Annotated in this window: 17 protein-coding genes; 9 read left to right on the top strand and 8 right to left on the bottom strand. The window is 58.3% G+C overall.

Annotated elements, in window-relative coordinates; translation table 11 throughout:
* The first annotated feature begins 9 nt into the window (after positions 1 to 9).
* Genes O0K41_RS13345 through O0K41_RS13330 form a run of 4 tightly spaced genes read left to right on the top strand, consistent with a single transcriptional unit; the run spans position 10 to position 4818 of the window.
* Positions 10 to 3147 (top strand): CusA/CzcA family heavy metal efflux RND transporter, encoded by a 3138-nt coding sequence (locus tag O0K41_RS13345; protein WP_032961302.1) that lies wholly within the window; start codon positions 10 to 12, stop codon positions 3145 to 3147.
* 29 nt (positions 3148 to 3176) lie between these two features.
* Positions 3177 to 3875 (top strand): HupE/UreJ family protein, encoded by a 699-nt coding sequence (locus O0K41_RS13340; protein WP_008264906.1) that lies wholly within the window; start codon positions 3177 to 3179, stop codon positions 3873 to 3875.
* Between the two features lie 16 nt (positions 3876 to 3891).
* Positions 3892 to 4533 (top strand): hypothetical protein, encoded by a 642-nt coding sequence (locus O0K41_RS13335; protein ID WP_032961297.1) that lies wholly within the window; start codon positions 3892 to 3894, stop codon positions 4531 to 4533.
* Between the two features lie 39 nt (positions 4534 to 4572).
* Complete coding sequence (locus tag O0K41_RS13330) at positions 4573 to 4818, top strand: hypothetical protein (protein ID WP_008267212.1); 246 nt, start codon at positions 4573 to 4575, stop codon at positions 4816 to 4818.
* 282 nt (positions 4819 to 5100) lie between these two features.
* Here the strand turns inward: O0K41_RS13330 and O0K41_RS13325 are convergent, their stop codons facing one another.
* The 3 genes from O0K41_RS13325 to O0K41_RS13315 form a co-directional block, all read right to left on the bottom strand.
* A complete protein-coding gene (locus tag O0K41_RS13325) occupies positions 5101 to 7023 on the bottom strand; it encodes a TonB-dependent receptor (RefSeq protein WP_226053493.1) in 1923 nt (640 codons plus the stop codon).
* Positions 7024 to 7298: 275 nt separating this feature from the next.
* Positions 7299 to 8033, bottom strand: a complete 735-nt coding sequence (locus tag O0K41_RS13320) for an SDR family NAD(P)-dependent oxidoreductase (protein WP_075075813.1) — start codon at positions 8031 to 8033, stop codon at positions 7299 to 7301.
* 75 nt (positions 8034 to 8108) lie between these two features.
* Positions 8109 to 9179 carry an SDR family oxidoreductase gene (locus O0K41_RS13315; protein ID WP_226053492.1) on the bottom strand — a complete coding sequence of 357 codons (1071 nt, stop codon included), beginning with the start codon at positions 9177 to 9179 and terminating at the stop codon, positions 8109 to 8111.
* 270 nt (positions 9180 to 9449) lie between these two features.
* Between O0K41_RS13315 and O0K41_RS13310 the strand changes: the two genes are divergently transcribed.
* The 3 genes from O0K41_RS13310 to O0K41_RS13300 all read left to right on the top strand — a co-directional run bounded on the left by O0K41_RS13310 (position 9450) and on the right by O0K41_RS13300 (position 14774).
* A complete protein-coding gene (locus O0K41_RS13310; RefSeq protein ID WP_032962204.1) occupies positions 9450 to 10364 on the top strand; it encodes a LysR family transcriptional regulator in 915 nt (304 codons plus the stop codon).
* A gap of 585 nt (positions 10365 to 10949) precedes the next feature.
* Positions 10950 to 13118 (top strand): SIR2 family protein, encoded by a 2169-nt coding sequence (locus O0K41_RS13305; RefSeq protein WP_197573146.1) that lies wholly within the window; start codon positions 10950 to 10952, stop codon positions 13116 to 13118.
* A 507-nt stretch (positions 13119 to 13625) separates the two neighbouring features.
* The gene (locus O0K41_RS13300; protein WP_148565003.1) at positions 13626 to 14774 is read left to right on the top strand and encodes a hypothetical protein; all 1149 of its coding nucleotides are present in this window, start codon (positions 13626 to 13628) and stop codon (positions 14772 to 14774) included.
* Positions 14775 to 14816: 42 nt separating this feature from the next.
* Here the strand turns inward: O0K41_RS13300 and O0K41_RS13295 are convergent, their stop codons facing one another.
* From O0K41_RS13295 to O0K41_RS13275, 5 genes are all read right to left on the bottom strand, one after another.
* A complete protein-coding gene (locus tag O0K41_RS13295; RefSeq protein ID WP_049459868.1) occupies positions 14817 to 15323 on the bottom strand; it encodes a hypothetical protein in 507 nt (168 codons plus the stop codon).
* Complete coding sequence (locus O0K41_RS13290; protein WP_125899103.1) at positions 15320 to 17323, bottom strand: hypothetical protein; 2004 nt, start codon at positions 17321 to 17323, stop codon at positions 15320 to 15322. The genes O0K41_RS13295 and O0K41_RS13290 overlap by 4 nt, the downstream gene beginning before the upstream one ends.
* Positions 17323 to 19320, bottom strand: coding sequence for a hypothetical protein (locus O0K41_RS13285; protein WP_125899102.1), 1998 nt, complete (start codon positions 19318 to 19320; stop codon positions 17323 to 17325). Before O0K41_RS13285 ends, O0K41_RS13290 begins: the two co-directional genes overlap by 1 nt.
* Positions 19317 to 20651 (bottom strand): site-specific integrase, encoded by a 1335-nt coding sequence (locus O0K41_RS13280; RefSeq protein WP_125899101.1) that lies wholly within the window; start codon positions 20649 to 20651, stop codon positions 19317 to 19319. The genes O0K41_RS13285 and O0K41_RS13280 overlap by 4 nt, the downstream gene beginning before the upstream one ends.
* Before the next feature lie 66 nt (positions 20652 to 20717).
* Positions 20718 to 21479 (bottom strand): ferredoxin--NADP reductase, encoded by a 762-nt coding sequence (locus O0K41_RS13275; RefSeq protein ID WP_080353137.1) that lies wholly within the window; start codon positions 21477 to 21479, stop codon positions 20718 to 20720.
* A gap of 84 nt (positions 21480 to 21563) precedes the next feature.
* Here O0K41_RS13275 and O0K41_RS13270 point away from each other — a divergent pair, with 84 nt between their 5' ends.
* Positions 21564 to 22532: an ABC transporter ATP-binding protein gene (locus O0K41_RS13270; protein ID WP_164222343.1), complete on the top strand. Its 969-nt coding sequence runs from the start codon at positions 21564 to 21566 to the stop codon at positions 22530 to 22532.
* Entirely contained in the window at positions 22529 to 23320 is a 792-nt protein-coding gene (locus O0K41_RS13265; RefSeq protein WP_005411568.1) for an ABC transporter permease, read from the top strand. Before O0K41_RS13270 ends, O0K41_RS13265 begins: the two co-directional genes overlap by 4 nt.
* Positions 23321 to 23436: the final 116 nt, after the last annotated feature.

Raw genomic sequence — 23436 nt, 5'->3', positions numbered from 1 at the left:
GGATCCATCATGCTAGAGCGAATCATTCGCGCGTCCATCGCGCATAGATGGCTTGTGCTGCTTCTGGTCCTGGCGCTGTCAGGCTTGGGCATCTGGAACTACAGCAAGCTGCCAATCGACGCCGTCCCTGACATCACCAATGTCCAGGTCCAGATCAACACCGAAGCACCGGGCTACTCTCCACTGGAGGCAGAGCAGCGGGTAACGTTCCCCGTCGAGACAGCCTTGGCCGGCTTAGCCAAGCTGGAGTACACGCGGTCCATCTCGCGTTATGGTCTCTCCCAGGTCACCGTTGTATTCGAAGACGGTACCGACATCTACTTCGCGCGGCAGCAGGTGGCCGAGCGCTTGCAGCAAGCCGCATCCCAGCTCCCAACTGGGCTGAAGCCAACGCTGGGCCCGGTCGCCACCGGTCTCGGTGAGATCTTCATGTACACCGTGGAAGCCGAGAAGGGTGCTGAAGAGACCTGGACGCCGATGGCGCTTCGTACCCTCCAGGATTGGGTGGTACGCCCCCAGATGCGACATCTGAAAGGTGTTACAGAGGTCAACACCGTCGGTGGCTATGTGCGGCAGTTCCACATCACGCCTGACCCGCGCAAGCTTCAGGCGTACGAGCTGACCATGCAGGATGTGATGGAGGCCGTGGCGCGCAGCAATGCGAACGTGGGTGCCGGCTACATTGAAAAGAGTGGTGAACAGTACCTTGTGCGCGTTCCTGGCCAAGTGGCGGACATGGACGGCCTGCGCAAGATCGTGGTCGCCAATCGCGAGGGGCTGCCGCTTCGCGTCGGTGACCTCGCAGACGTTCACGAGGGCACCGAACTGCGAACGGGTGCAGCGACCAAAGATGGCAAGGAAGTGGTACTTGGTACTGCATTCATGCTCATTGGTGAGAACAGCCGCGAAGTCGCTCAGCGAACCGCTGCCAAGCTGAAGGAGATCGACGAGACGCTTCCAGAAGGTGTCCGCGCGCATGCGGTCTATGACCGTACGGAGCTGGTCGACCGCACCATTGAAACCGTCAAGAAGAACCTACTGGAAGGTGCCCTGCTGGTCATTGCGGTGCTGTTCCTTCTGCTCGGAAATCTTCGCGCCGCACTGATCACGGCCGCGGTCATTCCTTTGACCATGCTGCTGACCATCTCCGGCATGGTCCAGAACCGTGTCTCAGCAAATCTGATGAGCTTGGGTGCGCTGGACTTCGGTCTGATCGTCGACGGCGCGGTCATCATTGTTGAGAACTGTCTGCGCCGCTTCGGCGAGCGTCAGCACGCCCTGGGGCGTCTGTTGACCCGGGATGAGCGCTTTGCTTTGGCCGCCAGCGCCAGTGCCGAGGTGATCAAGCCCAGCTTGTTCGGCTTGTTCATCATTGCCGCCGTCTACATCCCGATCTTTGCGCTCTCCGGCGTGGAAGGAAAGATGTTCCACCCGATGGCCCTGACCGTCGTTATCGCGCTGACTGGTGCGATGGCATTGTCCCTCACGTTCGTTCCCGCTGCGGTTGCTCAGTTTGTCACGGGCAAGGTCTCGGAGAAGGAAACCAAGGCTATGCGGGGCGTAACCAAGCTGTATGGCCCGATGCTGGAGCGGGCAGTCAGTGCTCGCAAACTGGTTGTGGGTGGTGCAGCCGTCCTCACCGTACTGGCGGGTCTTCTGGCCAGTCGCATGGGCACTGAGTTCATTCCGAATCTGGACGAAGGTGATATTGCGCTTCACGCGCTGCGCATTCCCGGCACTAGTCTGACGCAAGCCATCGGCATGCAGCGCCAGCTTGAAGCGACCATCAAGAAGTTCCCCGAGGTGGATGAGGTTGTCGCAAAGATCGGCACAGCAGAGGTAGCGACCGACCCCATGCCACCGTCGGTCGCAGACACCTTCATCATGCTCAAGGATCGCGACCAATGGCCTGATCCCCGCAAGCCAAAGGCGCAGCTCATTGCTGAGCTGGAGAAGGCTGTCCGAGCAATTCCCGGCAACAACTACGAGTTCACCCAGCCCGTGCAGATGCGCATGAACGAGCTGATTGCCGGTGTACGCGCCGAGGTGGCGGTGAAGTTGTACGGTGACGACCTGGATCAGCTGGCGCAGATCGGCAGCCAGATCGAGGACGCCGCAGGTTCCATCCCAGGCGCCGCAGACGTGAAGTTAGAGCAGATCAGTGGTCTGCCTCTTATGACCATCACGCCTGACCTGGGTGCTTTGGCCCGCTATGGCGTTTCGATCGACGAGGTCCAGAAGACCATCTCTGTTGCGCTGGGCGGTGAGGCGGTCGGTCAGGTCTTTGAGGGTGATCGTCGCTTCGACATCGTCGTTCGTCTGCCCGAGAACCTGCGTCAGGACACCCGGACGCTCGCATCGCTACCGGTAGCCGTCGCCGTCGGGGCCAGTTCCGGCGAACAGAGAGCGTTCGTTCCGCTGGGGCAGCTGGCTAAAGTTGAAGTTGCGCCAGGCCCAAACCAGGTCAGTCGCGAGAACGGCAAGCGTCGCGTCGTCATCACCAGCAACGTACGTGGTCGCGACCTTGGTTCGTTCGTAGAGGAGCTGCGAGAGAAGGTTGGTCAGGAGGTGCAGTTGCCGGAAGGCTACTGGATTGAGTATGGCGGTACCTTCGAGCAGCTCATCTCTGCCAGCAAGCGGCTGTCCGTGGTCGTGCCGGTCGTCCTGGTGATGATCTTCGGCTTGCTCTTCATGGCGTTCGGCTCGGGCAAGGATGCTGCCATCGTGTTCAGCGGCGTTCCACTTGCGTTGACCGGTGGCGTGGTGGCTCTGTGGATGCGTGACATACCCCTGTCCATTTCTGCAGGCGTGGGGTTCATCGCGCTGTCGGGCGTCGCCGTGCTCAACGGCCTGGTCATGATCAGCTTCATCAAGAGCCTTAGGGAACAGGGCACTCCCCTGCACCAAGCGGTAACCGAAGGTGCACTGACCCGGCTGCGCCCCGTGCTGATGACGGCCCTGGTTGCCAGCCTGGGCTTCCTGCCAATGGCCCTAAACGTTGGGGCTGGCGCGGAAGTTCAGCGCCCGCTGGCGACGGTCGTTATCGGCGGAATCATCTCCTCCACGCTGCTGACCTTGCTGGTGTTGCCGGCGCTCTATCGCCTCATCCACCGCGAAGGGGATGAGCGGAAGGAGGACGCAGCGTGAACCCGTCCATCTCAACCCCTCCCAGGAACATGCAGTTGACCATTTCCAAACGAACCCAAGCGTGGCTCTACCTGCTTGCAGCCATCCTTCTGCCTTGCGTTGCTTGGGCGCATGGCGTCAGTGAAGGCGACCAGGCCTTCCTGGAAGACAGTACCGGCCTGCAGCTCATCGCGTTCACGTACCTCGGCGCCAAGCACATGGTGACTGGATACGACCACCTCCTGTTTCTGTTCGGGGTGATCTTCTTCCTGTACCGGATGCGTGATGTCAGCATCTACGTGACGTTGTTCGCGATCGGCCACAGCACCACCTTGCTGCTAGGTGTCCTGGGCGGATTGCATGTGAATGCGTACCTGGTCGACGCAATCATTGGCCTGTCGGTTGTCTACAAGGCGCTGGACAACATGGGCGCGTTCAAGCGCTGGTTTGGGGTACAGCCCAACACCAAAGCCGCCGTGCTGATCTTTGGCTTCTTCCATGGCTTTGGTCTAGCGACAAAGCTGCAGGATTTCTCGCTCTCACCTGACGGGCTTGTCCCAAACATGCTCGCCTTCAACGTGGGGGTCGAGATCGGACAGCTGCTCGCGCTCGCAGGCATCTTGATCGTGATGGGCTTCTGGCGCCGCTTGCCGTCATTCCATCGACAGGCGTACAGCATCAACACCGCCCTTATGTGCGCCGGCTTCGTGCTTGTTGGCATGCAGCTCACCGGCTACTTCGTTTCCTGAATCTACAGAGGTACTCATGTCCATCACGCTTTCCAATCAGCTGCCCAGCACTCGCAAGCTGCTGAAATCCACCGCCCTGGCCGCTGCCGTTGCAGGGGTGATTCTGCTCACCACCGTGCTTCCCGCGGAGTACGGAATCGACCCTACGGGCGTAGGTAAGGTTCTGGGTCTGGACGCCCTAGCCTCCACTGACCAGGTAGAGGCCGTAGCTCCCCCAGTTCCGGCATCTGCTGGCAGCGCCGAAGCCGTCTCGGCGCTGTTCGAGAAGGCCAAGGTTGCCTTCGGGAGCAATGGCAAGCAGGCCTTCGAACCCGCCGCTGTCTCTCTCGCCAGCACTCCTTTACGGCAGGACTCACTGACGATCGAGCTTGCCCCTGGTAAGGGCCAGGAGGTGAAGGCCCATATGGCTCAGGGCGCTGGGATGGTTTTCAGCTGGAAGGCCACGTCTGATGTTGCCGTGGACATGCACGGCGAGCGTCCCGACGTGAAGGGCCCCTGGACCAGCTACGCCGTTGAAGGCGCCCAGCGTCAGGCCGAGGGAACGTTCATTGCTCCCTTTGAAGGTACCCATGGGTGGTACTGGCAGAACCGCGGCAGCACCCCCGTGATCATCGAGGTGCAAATTACCGGCTACCAAGCCGACCTCTACCAGCCGTGACACCCGGCATAACGCCGAAATCAACCTAGGAGAAGCAACATGAAGAATCGTTTTGCCCTCATCAGCGTCCTTTTCGCTTCCATTGCAGCGTCCGCATCGGCCTTCGCACATGATCCGGCGCTTCATGCCGAGTCGGAAGTGAAGGAGGCGCCTAAGGCAAAGCCTGCTACGTGTGAACAGCTGGCTGACCGGACGAAGTTCAAGGTGGATCTTGCCGATCCTCAGACCAAGGCGCTGAAGGACAGGTGCGACGCTCAGGCGCAGTCGGCTGCGAAGAAGAAGTAATTGATTGCGGCGAATGGTCCGGCTTGGGTGAAGTCGGACCATTCGTCTTTACCCTTGAGCCAAGCGAATAGTGCCAGCGTCGTCCTACAAATAGACCTCGGTTAGACCCTCATTCTTCCAACAGGCTCGCTCTCGAATGCTAGCGTTTGACCGGAGGATTGCGATTAGAGCCGCACTCGGGCTTACATTCTCCAAACCCGAGTGCGGCAAAGTTCATTTGCAATCATCGACGTGATCGAACGTGCTGAACCGAACGCAATCTCCTGACCTGATCAACCCGCCTTAGAAGCGCGCGGTCGCGCCCACAAAGAGCGTGCGTGCGCCGCCGTCGTAATTATTGCCTTCTTCAAGCGTGGAAACATCACCCAAGTTCAGTACGCCGACGCGCAAGGTCAGGTTTTCGTTCACATCGAGAGCGGTGACCAGATCCACCGTGGTGTATGCCTTGGCGAAGGTAGGTCTGGACGAAGACACAAGCTGCTTCCCGATGTGTTGCGCGCTGAGGTTAAGCGACCATGCATCGGACACGCTCCAGTTCAGCGAAGTGTTGGCGGTGATCTTCGGCACCACTAGCAGGCTGGCGCCGGTGGTGCGGTTCTTCGATTCCAACATGCGTGTGGCGTTGGTGGTCCAGCTCAGTCGCTCGTGCAGCGGCACGGTCACACTGGCTTCCACGCCTCGCGTGCGAGCCTTCTGGATGTTCTGCGCCACCGTCCACCAGAAGCCGTTTACGAAGCTAGTGTTCTGGCCTGGGATCTCGCGCAGCGGCACCTGTTCGATCTTGTCGTCGAAGTTGGTCAGGAAGTAGGTGGCCGATGCGGACCAGCCGTTCTGGTCGAAGCCCACGCCAAGCTCATAGTTGGTGCTGGTTTCCGGTTTCAGGTTCGGGTTACCGGCCATGTAGCAGCCGGTCGTGCCGTCGGCGTTGATCAGCCGGCTGTTCCAGCCTTCCGGGGTCAGGCTGCCGCAGCCGCGTCCCAGAGACTGGGTGGCCGCACCAGCGGTGCCCTGCTTAAGATTGGGCGCGCGGAACCCTTTGGAGACACCGCCGCGTACTGTCCATGCGTCTGCCGGGTGCCACACGCCGTAGATGCGCGGGCTCACGTTGTCGTCGTAGTTGTCGGTGTTGTCCCAGCGCACGCCCAGAGTCAGCACGAAGCGCTCGTGCAGGGTGATGTGGTCTTCGGCGAACAAGGCCCATGAGTCCGCTTCACTGGTCGGGCTGATGCGGCTGCTGCCGGTCCAAGTCACAGGTACGGTACCGATGGTGTCGCTGTTTTCCAGCTGCTCGCGCTTCCACTGACCACCCACGTTCAGGCTGTGCTCGAAGCCCCAATGGAAAGCGGTGGTGAAGGCAGTATCGAACACCGTTTCCTTCGAATGGTTGCCCACCGCACTGCCCTTGTCTTGGTAGTCGTTCCGCACAAGGGTGGTCTTGGAGGTGGTGGAGTCGCCGTAACGGCCATCATGGCCCAGCACGTAACCGGTCTGTACCAGCTTGGACAGACCCCAGGCATATACATCACCGCTGCCGGTGTTGCGCTGCACGCCGCGCGACCCTTCTATGGTCAGTGCGTGGTCATCGTTGAGGCGCCAGTGGAACTGCAGGTTGGCATTCTCCGCCTTGCTGCCCGGAGTCTGGCCCTCAAGGCGATCGGACTTGCGGTCGGTCACGTTGGCCCCGATGCGGATCCCCAGGTTGTCGGTCAGTGGGCCGCTGAAAAGGGCACCCATCTGCGTGGTATCACCGCGGGTGGATGAATCGGGCACGCTGTGGTTCAAGGTGACCGAGCCGCCCCAGTGGTCGGAAATCTTGCGGGTAATGATGTTGATCACGCCGCCCATCGCATCCGAACCGTATAGCGACGACATCGGGCCGCGCACCACTTCTATTCGTTCGATCATGTCCGGCGACAGCCAGTTCAGATCCTGCGGACCCAGGTCGTCGCGGTAGTTCACGCCGGAGGAGTTGCCCTGGCGGCGGCCGTCGATCAGGATCAGCGTGTACTGCTCGGGCAGTCCACGCAGGCGGATCTTCGACTGCGCTCCGGACAGTGCATAGCCACCGGTCACTCCAGGGACGGTACTCAGCAGCTGGCCGATGCTGGTGACCGGCTTACGCTCGATCTCCTCGCGGCTGATAACGCTAATGCTGGCTGGCGCATCCCTGATCCACTGCTGGGCACCGGTGGCGGTAACGACCAAGGTGTCCAACTGCTTGACGGAGGAGGCATGCGTCAAAGCTTCAGCGCTGGCATGCGAAGAAAGGGCCAGACCAATAGCAACTGTCAGCGTGGGAAGAGCAAGTCGTGACTTCAGGTATGTGTGCGACATCTCGGGGTAATCCGGTAACGGGCATTATTGCTGGGGAATGGCTGCCTCGCTTGATTCCGGAAAACGCCCATATCGGGTCGAGGGCTGGCTTGCGTCTTGAGGTCAGGTATCAAACTGTGGCCGACCGATGCTGTCTGGGCAGCACCTCAGCTGGACTGGCTCATGCTCCAAGTCGTCCATACGCCGGTCCGCAAGGTCCGCGGTTGCTGCAAGCAATAGACAATCTGCGAGGCTACATCCTGCGCGGCCATGAATTCGCTCAAACGGGGATCGTCGGCCGTGCGACCGTGACCCACGGCAAAAGATGTATGAGTACCTGCGGGGCAGATGGCACTCACGCGAATCCCATCTTTCCTTACTTCTCGGTCCAAGCCGCCCGCAAAAATGAGCTGGGCGGCCTTGGTACCTGCGTAGACGGCTTCGTCCGCCCCACTGCGATGAGCTGCGACGCTCGATACGATCAAAATATCCCCGCCACCAACGCTACGAAGATGAGGGAGGAAAGCACGTACCGTGAGGACCGTTCCGAGATAGTTGATTTCACACATTTCGATGACTTGATCATCGCTTGCGTCAGCGACTCCGCCGTAGTAGCCAACCCCGGCGTTGGCCACTACCGAATGTACGCTTCCAAAGTGATCAATGCCGCAAGATGCGAAGGCACCCACGCTATCCGGATCGCGCACATCCAGACGCATCCAGTAGGCGCGATCAGCGCCGAACTCATCCTGTAGCCGCTTGAAGTCACCTAAACGCCTGGATCCTCCAAGAACGCTTCCACCACTGCGTAAGATCATCTCCGCCGTTGCCAGTCCGATCCCCGAACCGGCGCCAGTAATGGCAACGCAGCGGTTTCTAAGGCTGTAACTTGCTTCTGTCAAGGTCTATCTCCTACGTTCGTTGGCGACCAGGTGTAGTTGAGTCATGAAAGGAGTTGGGGTCGTCTGTGACGCAAGTTAGGGGCGTGCAGCGCCACCTTCGGCCCCATACACCTGGCCGTTCGCATAACTGGCGTCGCTTGCCGCAAGTTGGACGAAGATTGAACCCAGCTCAGCAGGCTGACCTGCGCGTCCTAGCGGCTTGTCCCCCCCGAAGTTCGGAATCTTCTCGGATGCAGTCCCGCCACTGATCTGCAACGGAGTCCAGATAGGACCTGGAGCAACTCCGTTTACCCGAATCCCCTTAGGGCCAAGCTGCTTAGCCATCGAGCGAACGTAGCTAACCTGCGCACTCTTCGTCATCGCATAGTCGACCAGGTAGGGGGACGGATCGTAGCCCTGCTCAGACGTAGTAACGATGATGACGCTTCCAGGCGGAAGAGACACACGCAGTGCCTCTTGGGTCATCCATACCATTGCATTGATGTTGGTAAGGAAGGTGTTCTCGAGGTGTTCGTCGGTAATCTTTAGAATGTCCGGCTCCTGCTGCTGATACGCCGCGTTCAGCACCAAGGTGTCGATCGAGCCCAACGCCGATGCCGCCTTGCGCACAAGATCCAGGCAAAAGTCTTTGCTGCGAATATCACCAGGTAAAGCGTATGCCTGACGGCCGGTTGCGCGTATCAGCGCAATAACTTCACGCGCATCTTCCTCTTCTTCAGGCAAATAGTTGATGGCCACATCGGCACCCTCGCGGGCGTATGCAATGGCAGCGGCCCGACCGATTCCTGAGTCTCCTCCCGTAATCAGTGCCTTGCGGCCTTCAAGGCGCCGATTGCCTCGATAGGTTTTCTCACCGTGGTCCGGCAGCGGACGCATCTTCGACGCAAGCCCCGGCCAAGGCTGTTCTTGGCGCGGGTAGGGTGGCCGAGGATATGCCTGCCGAGGGTCGATCAGGCCGGCTCGCGGGCGGCCCTGACCCTGCGCCTCCGAGAGTACCGCAGCGGGCACAGCACCGAATGCCGAGGAAGCAGCAATTCCGCTGGCGATGGCCACACTGCTTCCCGCAATAAACTGTCTGCGGCCGATGACCGGCGTGGCTTCATCGTCGTGCTCAGGCAAATCACTATTCGAATTTGACATGTTCATCCCAGTTGATTGGTCACTCTGGCCCAAGCAAATTTGAGTACAGCGACCGTGGAGGAGACGCAACTTTACTGCGGCGAACATGCGCAAGTAGCAATTTTATTGCTGAAGTTCTTTCAATTCAGAAATGATCGAAAGCGTCGACGGCGCAGCTTCTTGCCATGCCATCCTCGGCGATAATGGGGAAGCATCTGCACTGCGTTCGATCCATAAATCATGCTTTGTGCGGCGGATCATTGGCACGTTTAGTAATCGATACCCGGGTGAAGTGTCTTGAAAGGTGATCTAGAGAGAATAAGCATTTCAGATCTAGCTGCGTTCATCGAGATCGCTCGGCATGGATCAATGCGCGCCGCCGCCCTCGAACTTGGCTTATCTGCCTCAGCTCTAAGTCACGCCTTAAAGCGGCTGGAAGATCGACTGGGTGTGCGTCTCGTTAATCGTACGACCCGTGCGCTTTCGATCACCGTTGAAGGACGCGAACTGGAACGCTATGCAGCCACTGGCCTAGATACAATTGGAGAGGGTCTAGCCGCGATTCGGGCTCGGAAGCAGTCAGAGATCCAGATGCTCAAGATCTCGCTATCACACGATGCGGCGCGCCTCCTACTCTGGCCAGTGCTGTGGAGCTTTCAGCAACGCTGGCCTAACGTCCATCTTGATCTAGTGATAGAAGAACGCCTGGTGGACTTAGTAGCGGAAGGCTTTGACGGCGGCATTCGATACGGTGACCGAGTGCCAGAGGGGATGGTTGGTCTGGAGCTTACACATCCGCTTAAGTGGGTGGTCGTGGCAGCGCCCAGCTATCTGCAACATGCTGGGAGACCTGAGAATCCAAGCGATCTGCGGCGGCATGTTTGTATTGAGAACAGAATCGGCGACGGCTCAATCTATCGCTGGGAACTTGGCGACGGTGATCGTATGGTCAAGGTAATTCCCAGCGGAATGCTGAGGGTGAGCAGCACCGACTCTCTGCTCGCTGCAACGTTGCAGGGATTGGGGTTGGCATACTGTCTGGAACTCAGAGTGCAGGACGAAATCTCGTCCGGCGCACTTGAAGTTGTGATGCCAGACTGGGCATCAATGGGCGCACCATTCATGCTGTACTACCCCACTCGTCGCCAATCCCTGCCCGGCCTCAAGGGGCTAGCGGAGGTAATTCGGACACAGATGATCGATGCATGCTAAAACATGCTCCAAACTATGGAGTTGGGATCGACATGAATGGTCTGCCAACGTACTCCATCACCAGTTCGATACCGGAGTGCTCTCCAGACTCTCCCTCTGGATCACATATGTAGGTTGCTGTGAGGCAATGAGAGCGCTTCTTGCCACCGGCATCAGACAGAGCCAGTCCGGAGGACTCCGAGAATGGATGCCCTGGACTCGCTAGTTCCATAAGCACCTCGTCCATATGAGTGGGTATCGGAATGCAGTCCCTTCATATGGAAGCGTTCAATTGCCAACCACTGTTGAGGCGCTGAAGTTGCGGTCCTCCGCTGTGGTTGGCTTTAACATTCCTAAACGCGGATGAGACCAAAAACCCTACCTTCAATACTGCCACATCAGCACGAGTTCGAAGCCGAATTTACTGAAGAATGATTGGCACTGCCACGACGAGGCGTTGAGCGGGCTCGGACAGATCTCACCTCTTGGACCATCAGACTGAATCCGCACAAACTTCAAAAGAAGAACTTAATTGGACGCTGCGATTGGCCAATTCCATCTGATTTGAACCTACACTCTGTTCGAGAGCATTCAGAGGGAGTTGCAATGCAGTTCATCGTCGACGGGCCAGACATCCCAGAAGCACTTCTACAGGCACACGAAGAAGGACGAGTAGTCTTCTTCTGCGGCGCCGGAGTCTCCTACCCGTCAGGACTACCTGGTTTCAAAGGACTGGTTGAGCAAATCTATGCGTCGAATGGGACATCATTCACGGACATCGAGCGTGCCGCCTTCGATCATTCAAAGTTCGACGCGACTCTCGATCTACTTGAAAGGCGACTGCCTGGGCAGCGATTGGCGGTTCGGCGCGCCCTAGCGAAATCGTTGAGACCCAAGCTTCGTCGGAAGGGAGCAATTGACACCCAAGCAGCGCTTCTTCGGTTAGCACGAAGCCGGGATGGCGCGTTGCGGTTGGTGACTACCAACTTCGATCGAACCTTCCACGCGGCGGCGAAGCGCATGGGCCAACCATTTCCGGCCTATCCCGCTCCAATGCTGCCGATCCCTAAGAGCAGCCGCTGGGATGGGCTTGTCTTTCTGCATGGCCTGCTTCCGGAGAGTGAGGATGATGCAGCACTCCATCGACTAGTGGCCACCAGTGGTGACTTCGGCTTGGCTTACTTGACCGAACGCTGGGCCGCGCGGTTCGTCAGCGAACTTTTTCGCAACTATGTCGTTTGCTTCATTGGATACAGCATTGACGATCCGGTCCTCCGGTACATGATGGACGCATTAGCAGCAGATCGAATGCTCGGTGAGGTTACCCCGCAGGCGTGGGCGTTCGGAGATTGCGAAGCCGGGAAAGAGCATCTGAAGACTATTGAATGGGAAGCTAAGGGCGTTAGACCTATCCTCTACAGGGTTCAGCCTGCTACCCATGACCACTCTGCGTTGCACGACACAATCAGGACTTGGGCAGATGTCTATCGCGATGGAGTTCAAGGTAAAGAGGCCATTGTTGCGAAGCACGCCATGGCCCAACCTCAGGACAGCACGCTCCAGGACGATTTTGTTGGACGAATGCTGTGGGCTCTTTCAGACAAGTCAGGCCTCCCCGCGAAGCGCTTCGCGGAGTTCAATCCAGTTCCCCCGCTTGAGTGGCTCCTCGAGGCATTTTCCCATGAGCGATTCTTGCAGAGGGATCTAGCCCGCTTTGGCTTCTCCTCGGTTAAGGAGGAGGATGCAGAACTCAGATTCAGCTTGGTTCGTAGGCCTGCGCCTTATGATCACGCTCCTCCTATGACACTGGCGTCTTCTGGAAGTATGGCCAGCCGATGGGATGGATTGATGTTCCAGCTCGCACGCTGGCTTGTGCGTCATCTGGACGATCCACGATTGATCATATGGATTGCAGAGCGTGGCGGGCAGATGGATAGTCGCTGGATCTCTCTAGTCGACTCCGAACTTGAGCGTCTGGCCACACTGGAACGGGATGGCAAAGTCTCGGAGCTGGATCTTATTCGCCTGGACGCCCCAAAGGGTGTGCCCGATCCAAAGATGCGAACTCTTTGGAGAATCGTGCTCGGTGGCCGACTCAAGACCCCACTGTCAGGGGGGCTGCTATATCGTTGGATCAAGCGTCTTAGACGTGAGGGACTGAACACGTCTCTTCGGATGGAACTTCGTAGCCTTCTCAGCCCAAAGATCACACTAAGGCGTCCATTTGTTTGGGACGGCGAAGTGGCCGATGGTGCAGACGAGACAGTGCGAATTAAGCAGTTGGTTGACTGGGACCTTGTGCTTGCGGAGGACAATGTACATGCGGTCCTCCAGGATCAGTCTAAGGGTGAGTGGGAGAAGGCACTCCCGCTCCTGCATTCGGACCTACAGCAACTGCTCTGTGACGCGCTGGGCCTTCTTCGAGATCTAGGAGAGGCAGATGACCTTGTCGATAGATCCTACTGGGACCTTCCATCAATCACGCCCCATTGGCAGAACCGGTCCTTCCGAGACTGGGTTAGCCTGATTGAACTGCTACGCGACGCTTGGTTAGCAGTTCGAGCTACGGATGAGTCGAGATCCACGCTCATGGCTCAGGCATGGTTCGAGATCCCGTATCCCACATTCAAGCGGCTGGCATTGTTTGCGGCCAGCCAGGACAATTGCATCGAGCAGGAGCAGTGGGTCGATTGGCTGCTACTGGATGAGGGGCGGTGGCTGTGGTCGCAGTGCACCGCACGCGAAGTGCTGAGGCTTCTTGTTCTCCAGGGGTGAATTCTAGACAACGCGTCTCAAGCACGCTTGGAGAATGTCATCTTGGCAGGACCTCCCCGCGAGATGTATCGCGATGATCTGGAGTCCGAACGCTGGGATCGCCTGGTTGCTCGCGCAGTATGGATTCGTCTAGCGAAGCTGGAGTCCTCGGGCCTACATCTTGGTGTGTCTGCAGCAAGGCGCCTAGCGGAGATATCCATCGCGCATCCTGAGTTGAGATTGGACCCTAACGAGAAGGACGAATTCTCACACTGGATGAGCGGCACCGGAGATCCGGATTTCGAGGACGGCAGAGAGGTCGATGTCGCCCCTCGCACTCGCAAGGAGCTAGTTGAATGGCTTGAATCGCCGAGGCCTGCCCATAGACCGTTCTATGAGGACACTTGGCGGGATGTCTGCCGTACTCGCTTCTTCCATAGCCTTGCCGCGCTCTGCGACCTCGCTCACCAAGACGTCTGGCCCGCAGTTCGGTGGCGCGAGGCGCTTCAGGTTTGGTCGGACGATTCAATGGCAGCCCGCTCCTGGCAGTACGCATCGCCTTTGGTACTGCTAATGCCTGATGAAGTTCTGTCCGAGATCGCACCTGCAGTAGCGTGGTGGATGGAGGCCACTTCAAGAAGCGGCGCGAATCGCGAGAACCTCCTATTGACTCTCGCCGGTCGAGTGCTTGCGCTTCCGATCCCCTTGAGTAGTGGCATGACAAGGAACGGCGAGCCAATCGATAACCCTGTCTCGGAGGCGATTAATCACCCCATTGGGCATGCCACGCGCGCCTTGCTCAATCTATGGTTCAAGAGGGCGCCCAACGATGGAGACCTACTTCCCCCTGAACTTAAGGCGGCATTTTCCGCCATATGCGATGTTGAAGTAGATCGATTCCGCCATGGCAGGGTGTTGCTCGCATCTAGACTCATCGCCCTGTATCGCGTAGACCGGGCGTGGACCGAAGCGACGCTACTACCGCTCTTCGATTGGTCCAACCCTGTCGAAGCGAAAGCAGCCTGGGAAGGATTTCTTTGGTCACCGCGACTGTACCAGCCATTGATGGTGGCATTGAAGTCGCAGTTCCTATTGACGGCCGGTCACTACGCCGACCTTGGTGAACACCGAGGACAGTTCTCTGCTTTCCTAACGCACTCAGCCCTAGGGCAATTGGAAGGCTACTCTCGGGACGACTTTAGATCTGCATTGGGCAAGCTTCCACAGGATGGACTGGAGAAGTCCGCACAATCGCTCTCCCAAGCACTGGAGGCCGCAGGCGATCAACGCGAAGACTTCTGGAGAAATCGAGTCCAACCCTTCTGGCAGGAGATTTGGCCAAAATCGCGCAATCTAGCTACACCCAGCATTGCTGCCTCCTTAGCTCGACTCGCCATCGCGGCCCGGGTTGAGTTCCCTTCCGCATTGAAGGCGGTACGTGACTGGCTTCAGCCGGTAGCGAATTCGGACTACATCGTCCATCTTCTACTAGAATCTGGCCTTTGTAGCCAGTCGCCAACTGAGGCTTTAGATTTGCTGGGTGCCGTTGTTGGATCCCAACAATGGGCGCCTCTAGGACTGAATGAATGCCTAGCTCAAGTAAGGGCCGCCGCTCCCGACCTAGAGCGAAACAACCAGTTTCATCGACTTGAGGAGCTGGTGCGAACGCGCTCCTAAGAGTTCTGGCGGGGCATCATTCGAAGCTTGCGAGATGCCCTATTACGAACTCGCTTTTCTCCTTCTCCCGCTCTCGATTCCAACCACCCTTGAGCCCGCCTCGCGCTGCTTCTTGATCTGTGACTTCAGCTCAGAAATCTCCTTCTTCAAGGCGGCGATCTTTGCATCTCGCTGCACCACCTCGATCGAGTACATGTTCTTGAACTGCGCAGAAATACCGTCGTACCTCTCTTTCCATCCCAGCCTTTGTGAGTAGGACTTTCGTCTGGCGGCCTTCACGCTCGTAGGAACGTCCACTCGAAGTTTCGTGAGCCAGGCCTGCACCTCGAGCTTTGTGGTGCCGGCATGCTTCTCTCCGTGCAGCGATACCGCTGTTACCTTTGCCCGCCGACACAGCTCTGCAACATTCAGCCGACCAGAGTTCCGTGGATACACTCCGTCGTTCTCCGATATCTCCCTGTCAATCTCGGCCATAGTTGATCGAAGGCGTGCAACGAACGCCTCCGTCCGCTCCTTTCCAAGCTCGGCAAGACTCTTCTTTTGTCTCATTTCAGAAGTACCACATTGGGTACGAGGCGCGTCAGCAAACTGCTCTTCGAGAAGTATTCGTCCACCTTCTTCCACCTGCCGAGCACGGACTTGATCTGCCCCCGGAACTGAGCAATGAGCATAACGTCATCATCCACGAAAGCGTGCTCTAGCAACTCAAGATTGTACTGAACTGTCTCGATGGCCTGAACAACGCTTCTGGACGCCTTATCCTCGTCGTCAGGGAGAATCAACTGATTCTCACATGCAGGATGACAGTAGTGTGGATTAGCCTGACCATGCCCCTTGTTGCAAAGGCCTCCATCGGTGAAGTTCGTACACACTATTCCTGGTGCGACAACTGCCCAAGAAGAGCCCTCAGCAGTCATCGCGCGGGCGAACTCCCTGATGTTCTGCGGATCAAGGGCGGACTTACCCAGCCGGCGCGCGAACAGCGCCACACGCCCCCGTAGCTTCTCTGCGCCGGCCCCCTGAACCTCATCAGCCTTATTGATCGCCTCCACTCCCTTTAGAATAAGCATCTCACGTACAACTTGCTGTACTTCGGAAAGAATTCCTGGATCCGAAAGTATGTAGCGCATGATTGTCATTTGTTCATCCCTGTGCCCAAAGACATCCATCAAAATCTTTGGCGCATGGACAAGCGCTAGAGCAACAATTCGAGCGAGGGTCTTTCGGAATCGATGCGGGTTCATACCACCATCGGTGAGCCAGCGCTCCAGGCCAAGTATCTCCACGAAGCTATTGAACACATGCGCAAGGCTCGGCACCTTATCTGGATATCTTGGGGAAACCCACAGGCCGTTCCCCTTTAGGCCGTGGTGCCGTCGAAAAATGTTCGCTAGGCGCTCTTGCTGCAGAATCGCTTGAATGGCAATTGACGGCGCTGGCGCTTCACTCTGCCTCCCTCCGGGATTCTCAAACTTCCAGGTTCTGAACTCGTAAACACTGGAACCACCTCGCTTGCCAAGCGAGCCGATCTGCATCGTTAGCAGTTCACCATGTCGGGGACCGCCAGAAAGAGCCACCGGAAAAGCGTGTGCACCCTGTAGAACCACTATCAGGCGCAAGGCCTGGGGTAACGTCCGAGGCGGCCATGCGACGGTTTTTCCACTTCGCCCGGATTTCATCGAAAATTGAAGCGGGGCATCCCTAAGCGGCTCCCCGTCAGGCCCCCGCCATTCCCATGACCGGATCACAGCATTGCTTACGCGAGCAGCTCGGCGACTGGGAGATGGCGAGGGACCGTCTTTCAGATCACGAGTAGTTTCAGTAGCGGCGAGTGCGGCCTCTACGGCATCCAACAAAGTAGGACCAACGACTTCGATCATCACCAGTGCCATCGAGCCTGCTTCAGAGACGAACTCATCTGAGTATGGCTGATGAGGTTTCGCTATGCTGACCGGGATTGTATGCTCAGGTTCACCCGTTCGATCTCGCGCAGCCTTCATTCCATGAACCGTTGGACGCATGGGCGCGGGGCCATCGGGAAGACACCCCAGTCGGTGGTAGTACTCAACCACCCCAAGGCAGTCAGAGTACTTCTGCGTCAGGCCAGCGCGTTCGACCAGGCTCCAGAGTCTCTTGGAGCTTGGACGTACATTTGTACGCTGGATCGCCCTCTTAAGATTGGCAATGAGCGTCCGGATCGTTGTGTATCTATACACCTTCCCGGTTTTGCCTGGAATTATCGCCATCGTGATCGCCAGCCTCATAAGCTCTCGAACTACGAAGGGTGAGTGCTTCCCCTTGCACGTCTTGCCCCTTCCAGAATAGAGCCTTAGATCGAGATCAGAGGTCCGTAGGCCAGACTGATGTTCGTCGTCAATACGAAGAACGCCCCAGTTGTCCCCCATTCCAACAAGCTTCTGAAGCTGCTTCAGCTTTGCCTCCGGCGCCAACCTCAGCTCATTCGGACTAATCGACAGTAGCGACACCTCCACGTCAGGAGCTAGGAGTTCATGGTTGCCTGCTACTAGAGACCGGTTGACCATTTTCATCAGTGCTGCCCTGCGAAGTAGATTGGCATGTGCTCACCGGAGGCTATCCTTGCCGCCCACTTATCAATGGCGAACTTCACTGCATCTGCTGGCCATTGAAGAACGGTTAGGCGAAGCCGCGCCAGGTCACTTGCATCTGATCCAGCATCGAACCGAACCATTCCTACGGAGGTCCGAACTGCCTCTAGCTCTGCCACACGCCGGCAGATGAAGTCCAGGCTGTCCGTGAACACAAAACAGTTGGGGCAGCCGCTGGAAGCACACCTATGCTGCTGGACGCATAGAGTGCATCCATCTCTCGGATTGCCTGGATCAATGACTGCTGGCGGGCTGTAAGGATCTGCACATCCGCTTCCGTCGTAGGTCTTATGACGGCGTGCTTGATTCAGCTTTTCGATCTCGGCTTCACTGACGTCCAACTTTGCGAGCTTCGCCCTCGTCAAGGCTACGTCGAACACACGATTGACCCGAAGCTGGGAGAACAAGTCATCAATCACTTCGGACACAAGCGAGAAGGATTCCTCAAAAGAAGATCTTCGGTAGCCATAGTGCCTAGTGGTCATGAGGTTCTTGTGACCAAGTAGTACCATCATTACCCAGTTCGAGTATTGAGAATCCTTGAAGATCGCAGCCGCGGCGACATCTCTGAACTGTCCAATTGACATGGTCTCGGAAGCTGTACGGGTGCCGTCATCGAGTTGCTCTATCAGAGAGGCGAGCCAGTTGTTTGCAGTTCGAGTTGTGCGGGGATTTACTACATACACCCCTTGTCGCCGTCCGCGCACTGTTACGCCCACCCATGGACTACGAGCGACAACGTCTGGGAGAGGGCACAGGCGCGGGTTTCTTTCGATATGGCCTCGAAGCCCTTCTGTCCGCTTCAGAAGAAGCTCAACTAACGAATGACAGCCCGTCGCATCGCCTACCCGTGACACAGTCCATTGCGCGGTCCCTTTGGCCCGGTCCTTAGGCGCATAGATCCATGCATGCTGCTCATCATAGACTGCCGTCCAGTCGCTCAAGTTCATGGATGCTGCGGTTGCGGGGTTCCAGGCGCTCCGCGCTACAAAGAGCAGGAAGAAAATTGAGACATCTGCGCTAGTAGGATAGGTTCCGGCAACCAGATCGTGCCAGCCGACCTCGCTTCCTGATCGTTCGTGGTCATCGGGGTAGTGCGCCCACCAGCTTGGGAGTCTTTTGATGCGCTTGCCGAAGATCGCCAACAACTGAGATCGCCGAGGCACTGGATTTCCCGTCAGCCTTATGAGCGCGCGATAGGTCGCGTGCGCATCCGCTTCCGTACATACGAAGTCGGGGGCATTCATGAACTCAGGATTCTCTCTGTACAACTCGATCAGATCGCGTCCTTGAGGAATGAGTCTGTCCGTTCTCCTCCACCGCTGTAGAACCTTCAGTGCCTCCGCTCGTAGCAGCCTAATGACGGCCAATCCGTGCTCTTCGGATGGGGTCTCGCGGCGATTCGAGGCTATCCTGAAAACTGGAAGTACTAGCTCTGGAAGTTCATGGTAGCTAATCGCGGTCTTTATAATCGCGCGGACGACGGCAGCTCTGCTGTCCATAGTGGCATCCCATGCACCCTCCGGACCCGGGCTTGTGTAGAGGGCAACGTGCCGGGATGTCAGATCGCGAAGTCTAACCACCCGTTTGAATGGAATTCCATTTGAGGCCATGTATCCCTCAAGTGCATCGAGGAATCTCCAGAAGGACACCAGTGCCCCCCTTCTTGCAGCTGCACCGTCTGATGCGATGCCTTCAATACTCGCGCTCAGCGTAGGCCATAGATCGCGCAGCAGCTCCGGCCTACCAGTGAATCCCCCCTTCCAGGAATGCCTGACTGCGGCAATGGGCGGGGCATCACTTGCACCAGTCGCCAGAATCGAGAAGTCATAGATCTTCCCCGTGCTAATGAGGTCCGGATGTGTACAGGGCACCACCCATTTCCCAGGCATTCCCCCTGTATCTTCACGCGCTCTCACGTCAATGCCTCGTCGATGATCGCATTCCAACGAATTGCTGGATGCCCTCGATCACGACCAATTTTGGCTACCGCAGCGCGCAAGTATTGCATCGTCGTGCGCTCATCAACGTGCCCCATAAGCGGACTGAGAAGCATCTTTACCTGTCCGGCCATGAGCCCATGCAACCAACCGAAGTCAGCACCACTCAGCTCTGAGTTGCCTGCGAGGGCCAACTGCGCCCGCGTCAGGGCGCAGATCTTCTCCACCGCAAAATGGTGCCTTCCTGTATGAGGGTGCCATCCTTTGGGACAATGCCGATCGGAAGTCCAAATCCGGCGAAGCATCTCATTGCTCACAGGTCGGTTCACACCTTCTCCAAGCCACAGACGATCTGTCCGCTTGGTGTGTTTCCTATCACCAATGTGATATCTCGTCAGCTGGGTCGGTCGAATCACCGAAATGTAGTGCCAGATCCTTTCGGCAAGATCTAGTGGCACAAATACCGTACGCCATCTTGTGCCAAGGTCTGACCCAGGACTGACCTTGCCTCCCTTAGTGCCATACTTGAGCACTAGCGGAACCTCACCAGCCAATATCCAGTCGGGTTGCCAGTTGGTTCTCTCGCTCGTTCTTTTTGCTGGAAAACAGGTGACCCGTAGTTGATTGGCTTCCGAGATCCTGAGGCCAGAACGGATGATCAGCTCGAAGATCAGAATTTTTACGGGCGCACGCACCGAAATCGACTTCAACCACATCTCAACCTCCCTGTCAGGAGGGAGGATGATCGGAGCTTCCGGCGCAGTTAGAGACCCGATCCGCACAGTCTTTGAGCGCAGTGTTCCGCTTTGCGAGCTTGTGGGCGATATGTAGGTGTATGCAACTTTTCTTACAGGTATCTGCATGGGCAGGCGATAGCCGCGCTCGCTGGCCCAGGTCAGAAATAGACACGCCTCATTGACGTAGAGGTTAACTGTAGCGGGATCCAACTGCCTCCCACTCGGGGAGCCGTCTCCACTCAGGAGTGCCGGCTGATACTGATGAAGGATATTCTCGTTGTAGGAAATTTCTCGCCAATCAGTGGCTTGGTCTATGCACCATTCGAGAAAAATAGAAAGCCTTGCGGCCATGTTTCTTCGCGAGCGCAAGGTTGGGATGGGCCCGTAAAAGAGCTCACTCTCAGCTTTTGCTTTTGATCGGTCGCGAGGAAGTTGCCATTCCCCGTTGCTGCGCTCATCGAGGTAGCGGTTGGCTTCAATTGGGTATGAGCCATCGTCACCGATCAGAATCGGTACATGCTGCAACTTAGGCGCGTGTGCAAAGGCTCCCTCAGGGGGCATAACCACTTGCATCGGATTGACTCCGAGCTGACCTGCAGCGGACGGTACGCCCGCTGTTCGCCAAGGTCAATAGGCCACTTAAGCCTTTGAAGGGGTTGAACTTACGTACTTCTCGCGGCGGATCTGCGGGTTGCCCAGGCCGGCGGCCTTCAGCAGCTCGGCACAGGCATCGACCATGTCCGGGTTGCCGCACAGGTAGGCGATGTCGGTGGCCGGGTCCGGCGTGAAGCCGGCCAGCGCCTGCTGCACGTAGCCGTGCTGTACGTCCGGGTGCGGATCAGCCGGGAGTTCACGCGACAGGCACGGAACATAACGGAAGTTCGGGTGCTTTTCGGCGAAGCTGTAAAAATCTTCGCTGTACAGCAGCTCGCCCGGGCTGCGCGCGCCCTGCAACAGCACGATCTGCACACCGCGTTCGGCCATGGCCTTTTCCAGCAGCGGCAGCATCGAGCGGTACGGGGTAACGCCGGTACCGGTGGCGATCAGCAGGTAACGGGCGTTGTGGTCACCGGGATTCAGGCAGAACCGGCCATAGGGGCCGGACGCACTGATCTGGCCGCCCTGCTCCAGTGCCTCGAACAGGGCCGTAGCGGCGCCACCGGGCACGAAACTGACGGCGATATCCACCGCCTCGCCTGGGCCCAGCGCGTGGTCGTGGATGGTCGCCAGCGAGTAGCTGCGCTTGGTTTCGGTGCCGTCGGCGTAGCTGAAATGGACCTGGATGAACTGGCCGGGCTGGAAATCCAGCGGCTGCCCATCGTCACGCACGAACTGGTAGTGGCCGACGGTCGGGGCCAGCATGCGGCAGCCGACCAGCTTGAGGGGGAATTGAACAGGCACGACTTTTCGGGACAGTGTGTAGCCGGGGCAAGCCCTCGGGGTCTTCTATAATAGCCCCTCCCCGCCCCTCTCCAGCGCCAGCCCATGGGCGCGAAGGCTTTGAGCTTGGCATCCCAGAACGATACGGCGCCCGCCCTGCGCGTGCGCGACCTGCGCAAGACCTACGACAACGGCACACAGGCCCTGAAGGGGGTTTCCCTGGAAGTGGCCCCGGGCGACTTCTTCGCCCTGCTCGGCCCCAATGGCGCCGGCAAGTCGACCCTGATCGGCATCATCAGCTCCCTGGTCAACCTCAGCGAGGGCCAGGTGGAAGTGTTCGGCAGCGACCTGGTGCGCAACCGCAGTGCCACCATGCGCCTGATCGGGCTGGTGCCTCAGGAAATCAACTTCAACCTGTTCGAGAAGCCCTTCGACATCCTGGTGAACTACGCCGGCTTCTATGGCGTACCGCGCGAGGAAGCCGAGCAGCGCGCCGAAGAGGAACTGAAGCGCGCGCACCTGTGGGAAAAGGCACAGGTAATGAGCCGCACGCTGTCCGGCGGCATGAAGCGCCGGCTGATGATCGCCCGCGCGATGATGACCCGCCCGCGCCTGCTGATCCTGGACGAGCCGACCGCCGGCGTGGACATCGAGATCCGCCGCGACATGTGGCGCGTGCTCAAGGAGATCAATGCCGCAGGCACCACGATCATCCTTACCACGCACTACCTGGAAGAAGCCGAGTACCTGTGCCGCCACCTGGCGATCATCAACCATGGCCAGATCGTCGAGCAGGGGCCGATGCGCACCCTGCTGGCCAAGCTGGACGTGGAGGGCTTCCTGCTGGACATCGACGGTGACCTGCCGGCACAGCTGCCGGTGATCGAAGGTGCGACGCTGACCGCGCCGGACCCGCACACGCTGGACATCGACATGCCGCGCGCAATGGACCTCAACCGCGTGTTCGCCACGCTCAACGAGGCCGGTATCCGCGTGCGTTCGATGCGTACCAAGAGCAACCGCCTGGAGGAGCTGTTCGTGCGCCTCACCGGCAACCTGGAGAAGCCTGCATGAGCACCACCGAGCTGACCGACGGCCAGCGCAACCGCATCGCGCTGATGACCATCGTGCGCCGCGAAGTCGCCCGCATCATGCGCATCTGGGGCCAGACCCTGGTGCCGCCGGCGATCACCATGACCCTGTACTTCCTGATCTTCGGCAACCTGATCGGGTCGCGCGTGGGTGACATGGGCGGCTACACCTACATGCAGTTCATCGTGCCGGGCCTGGTGATGATGAGCGTGATCCAGAACAGCTACGGCAACATCAGTTCCTCGTTCTTTGGCGCCAAGTTCGGCCGCCACGTGGAAGAACTGCTGGTCAGCCCGATGCCGAACTGGGTGATCCTGTGGGGCTACGTGGCCGGCGCCGTGCTGCGCGGCCTGATGGTGGGCGTGATCGTGCTGATCATCGCGATGTTCTTCACCCCGGTGCGCATCCCGCACCCGCTGGTGATGCTGACCACGGTGATCCTGGGCGCGACGATCTTCTCGCTGGCCGGCTTCATCAACGCGGTGTATGCGAAGAAGTTCGATGACGTGGCGATCGTGCCGACCTTCATCCTGACCCCGCTGACCTACCTGGGTGGCGTGTTCTATTCGGTGAAGCTGCTGCCGGGCTGGGCCGAAGCGGCCACGCACGCCAACCCGATCTTCTACATGGTCAACGCGTTCCGCTATGGTCTGCTGGGCAGCAGCGATGTACCGCTGCCGGTGGCCTACGGCCTGATGATCGGTTTCGTGGTGGTGCTGACGGCGTTGGCGCTGTGGCTGCTGCGTCGCGGCGTGGGCATGCGCAGCTGAGTTTTGCCTGCAGGGTCTGCGGCCCTGCACCCGCCGAATCAACTTCAACGGCAACGGCAAAAGCTGACTAGCCGGGGGATGGCGGGGGGGGGGGGGGGGGGGGGGGGGGGGGGGGG

This window comes from Stenotrophomonas sp. Sm2128, from assembly GCF_030985535.1.
GTDB lineage: Bacteria > Pseudomonadota > Gammaproteobacteria > Xanthomonadales > Xanthomonadaceae > Stenotrophomonas > Stenotrophomonas maltophilia.
The sequence above is the reverse complement of the archived record's forward strand: the minus strand, read 5'-3'. Positions and strand labels throughout refer to the sequence as shown.

Coding starts and splice junctions, on each gene's coding strand:
- O0K41_RS13345 (WP_032961302.1), top strand. CDS start 10: ATGCTAGAGCGAATCATTCGCGCGTCCATCGCGCATAGATGGCTTGTG.
- O0K41_RS13340 (WP_008264906.1), top strand. CDS start 3,177: ATGCAGTTGACCATTTCCAAACGAACCCAAGCGTGGCTCTACCTGCTT.
- O0K41_RS13335 (WP_032961297.1), top strand. CDS start 3,892: ATGTCCATCACGCTTTCCAATCAGCTGCCCAGCACTCGCAAGCTGCTG.
- O0K41_RS13330 (WP_008267212.1), top strand. CDS start 4,573: ATGAAGAATCGTTTTGCCCTCATCAGCGTCCTTTTCGCTTCCATTGCA.
- O0K41_RS13315 (WP_226053492.1), bottom strand. CDS start 9,179: ATGAACATGTCAAATTCGAATAGTGATTTGCCTGAGCACGACGATGAA.
- O0K41_RS13305 (WP_197573146.1), top strand. CDS start 10,950: ATGCAGTTCATCGTCGACGGGCCAGACATCCCAGAAGCACTTCTACAG.
- O0K41_RS13300 (WP_148565003.1), top strand. CDS start 13,626: ATGGCAGCCCGCTCCTGGCAGTACGCATCGCCTTTGGTACTGCTAATG.
- O0K41_RS13295 (WP_049459868.1), bottom strand. CDS start 15,323: ATGAGACAAAAGAAGAGTCTTGCCGAGCTTGGAAAGGAGCGGACGGAG.
- O0K41_RS13290 (WP_125899103.1), bottom strand. CDS start 17,323: ATGAAAATGGTCAACCGGTCTCTAGTAGCAGGCAACCATGAACTCCTA.
- O0K41_RS13280 (WP_125899101.1), bottom strand. CDS start 20,651: ATGCAAGTGGTTATGCCCCCTGAGGGAGCCTTTGCACACGCGCCTAAG.
- O0K41_RS13270 (WP_164222343.1), top strand. CDS start 21,564: ATGGGCGCGAAGGCTTTGAGCTTGGCATCCCAGAACGATACGGCGCCC.
- O0K41_RS13265 (WP_005411568.1), top strand. CDS start 22,529: ATGAGCACCACCGAGCTGACCGACGGCCAGCGCAACCGCATCGCGCTG.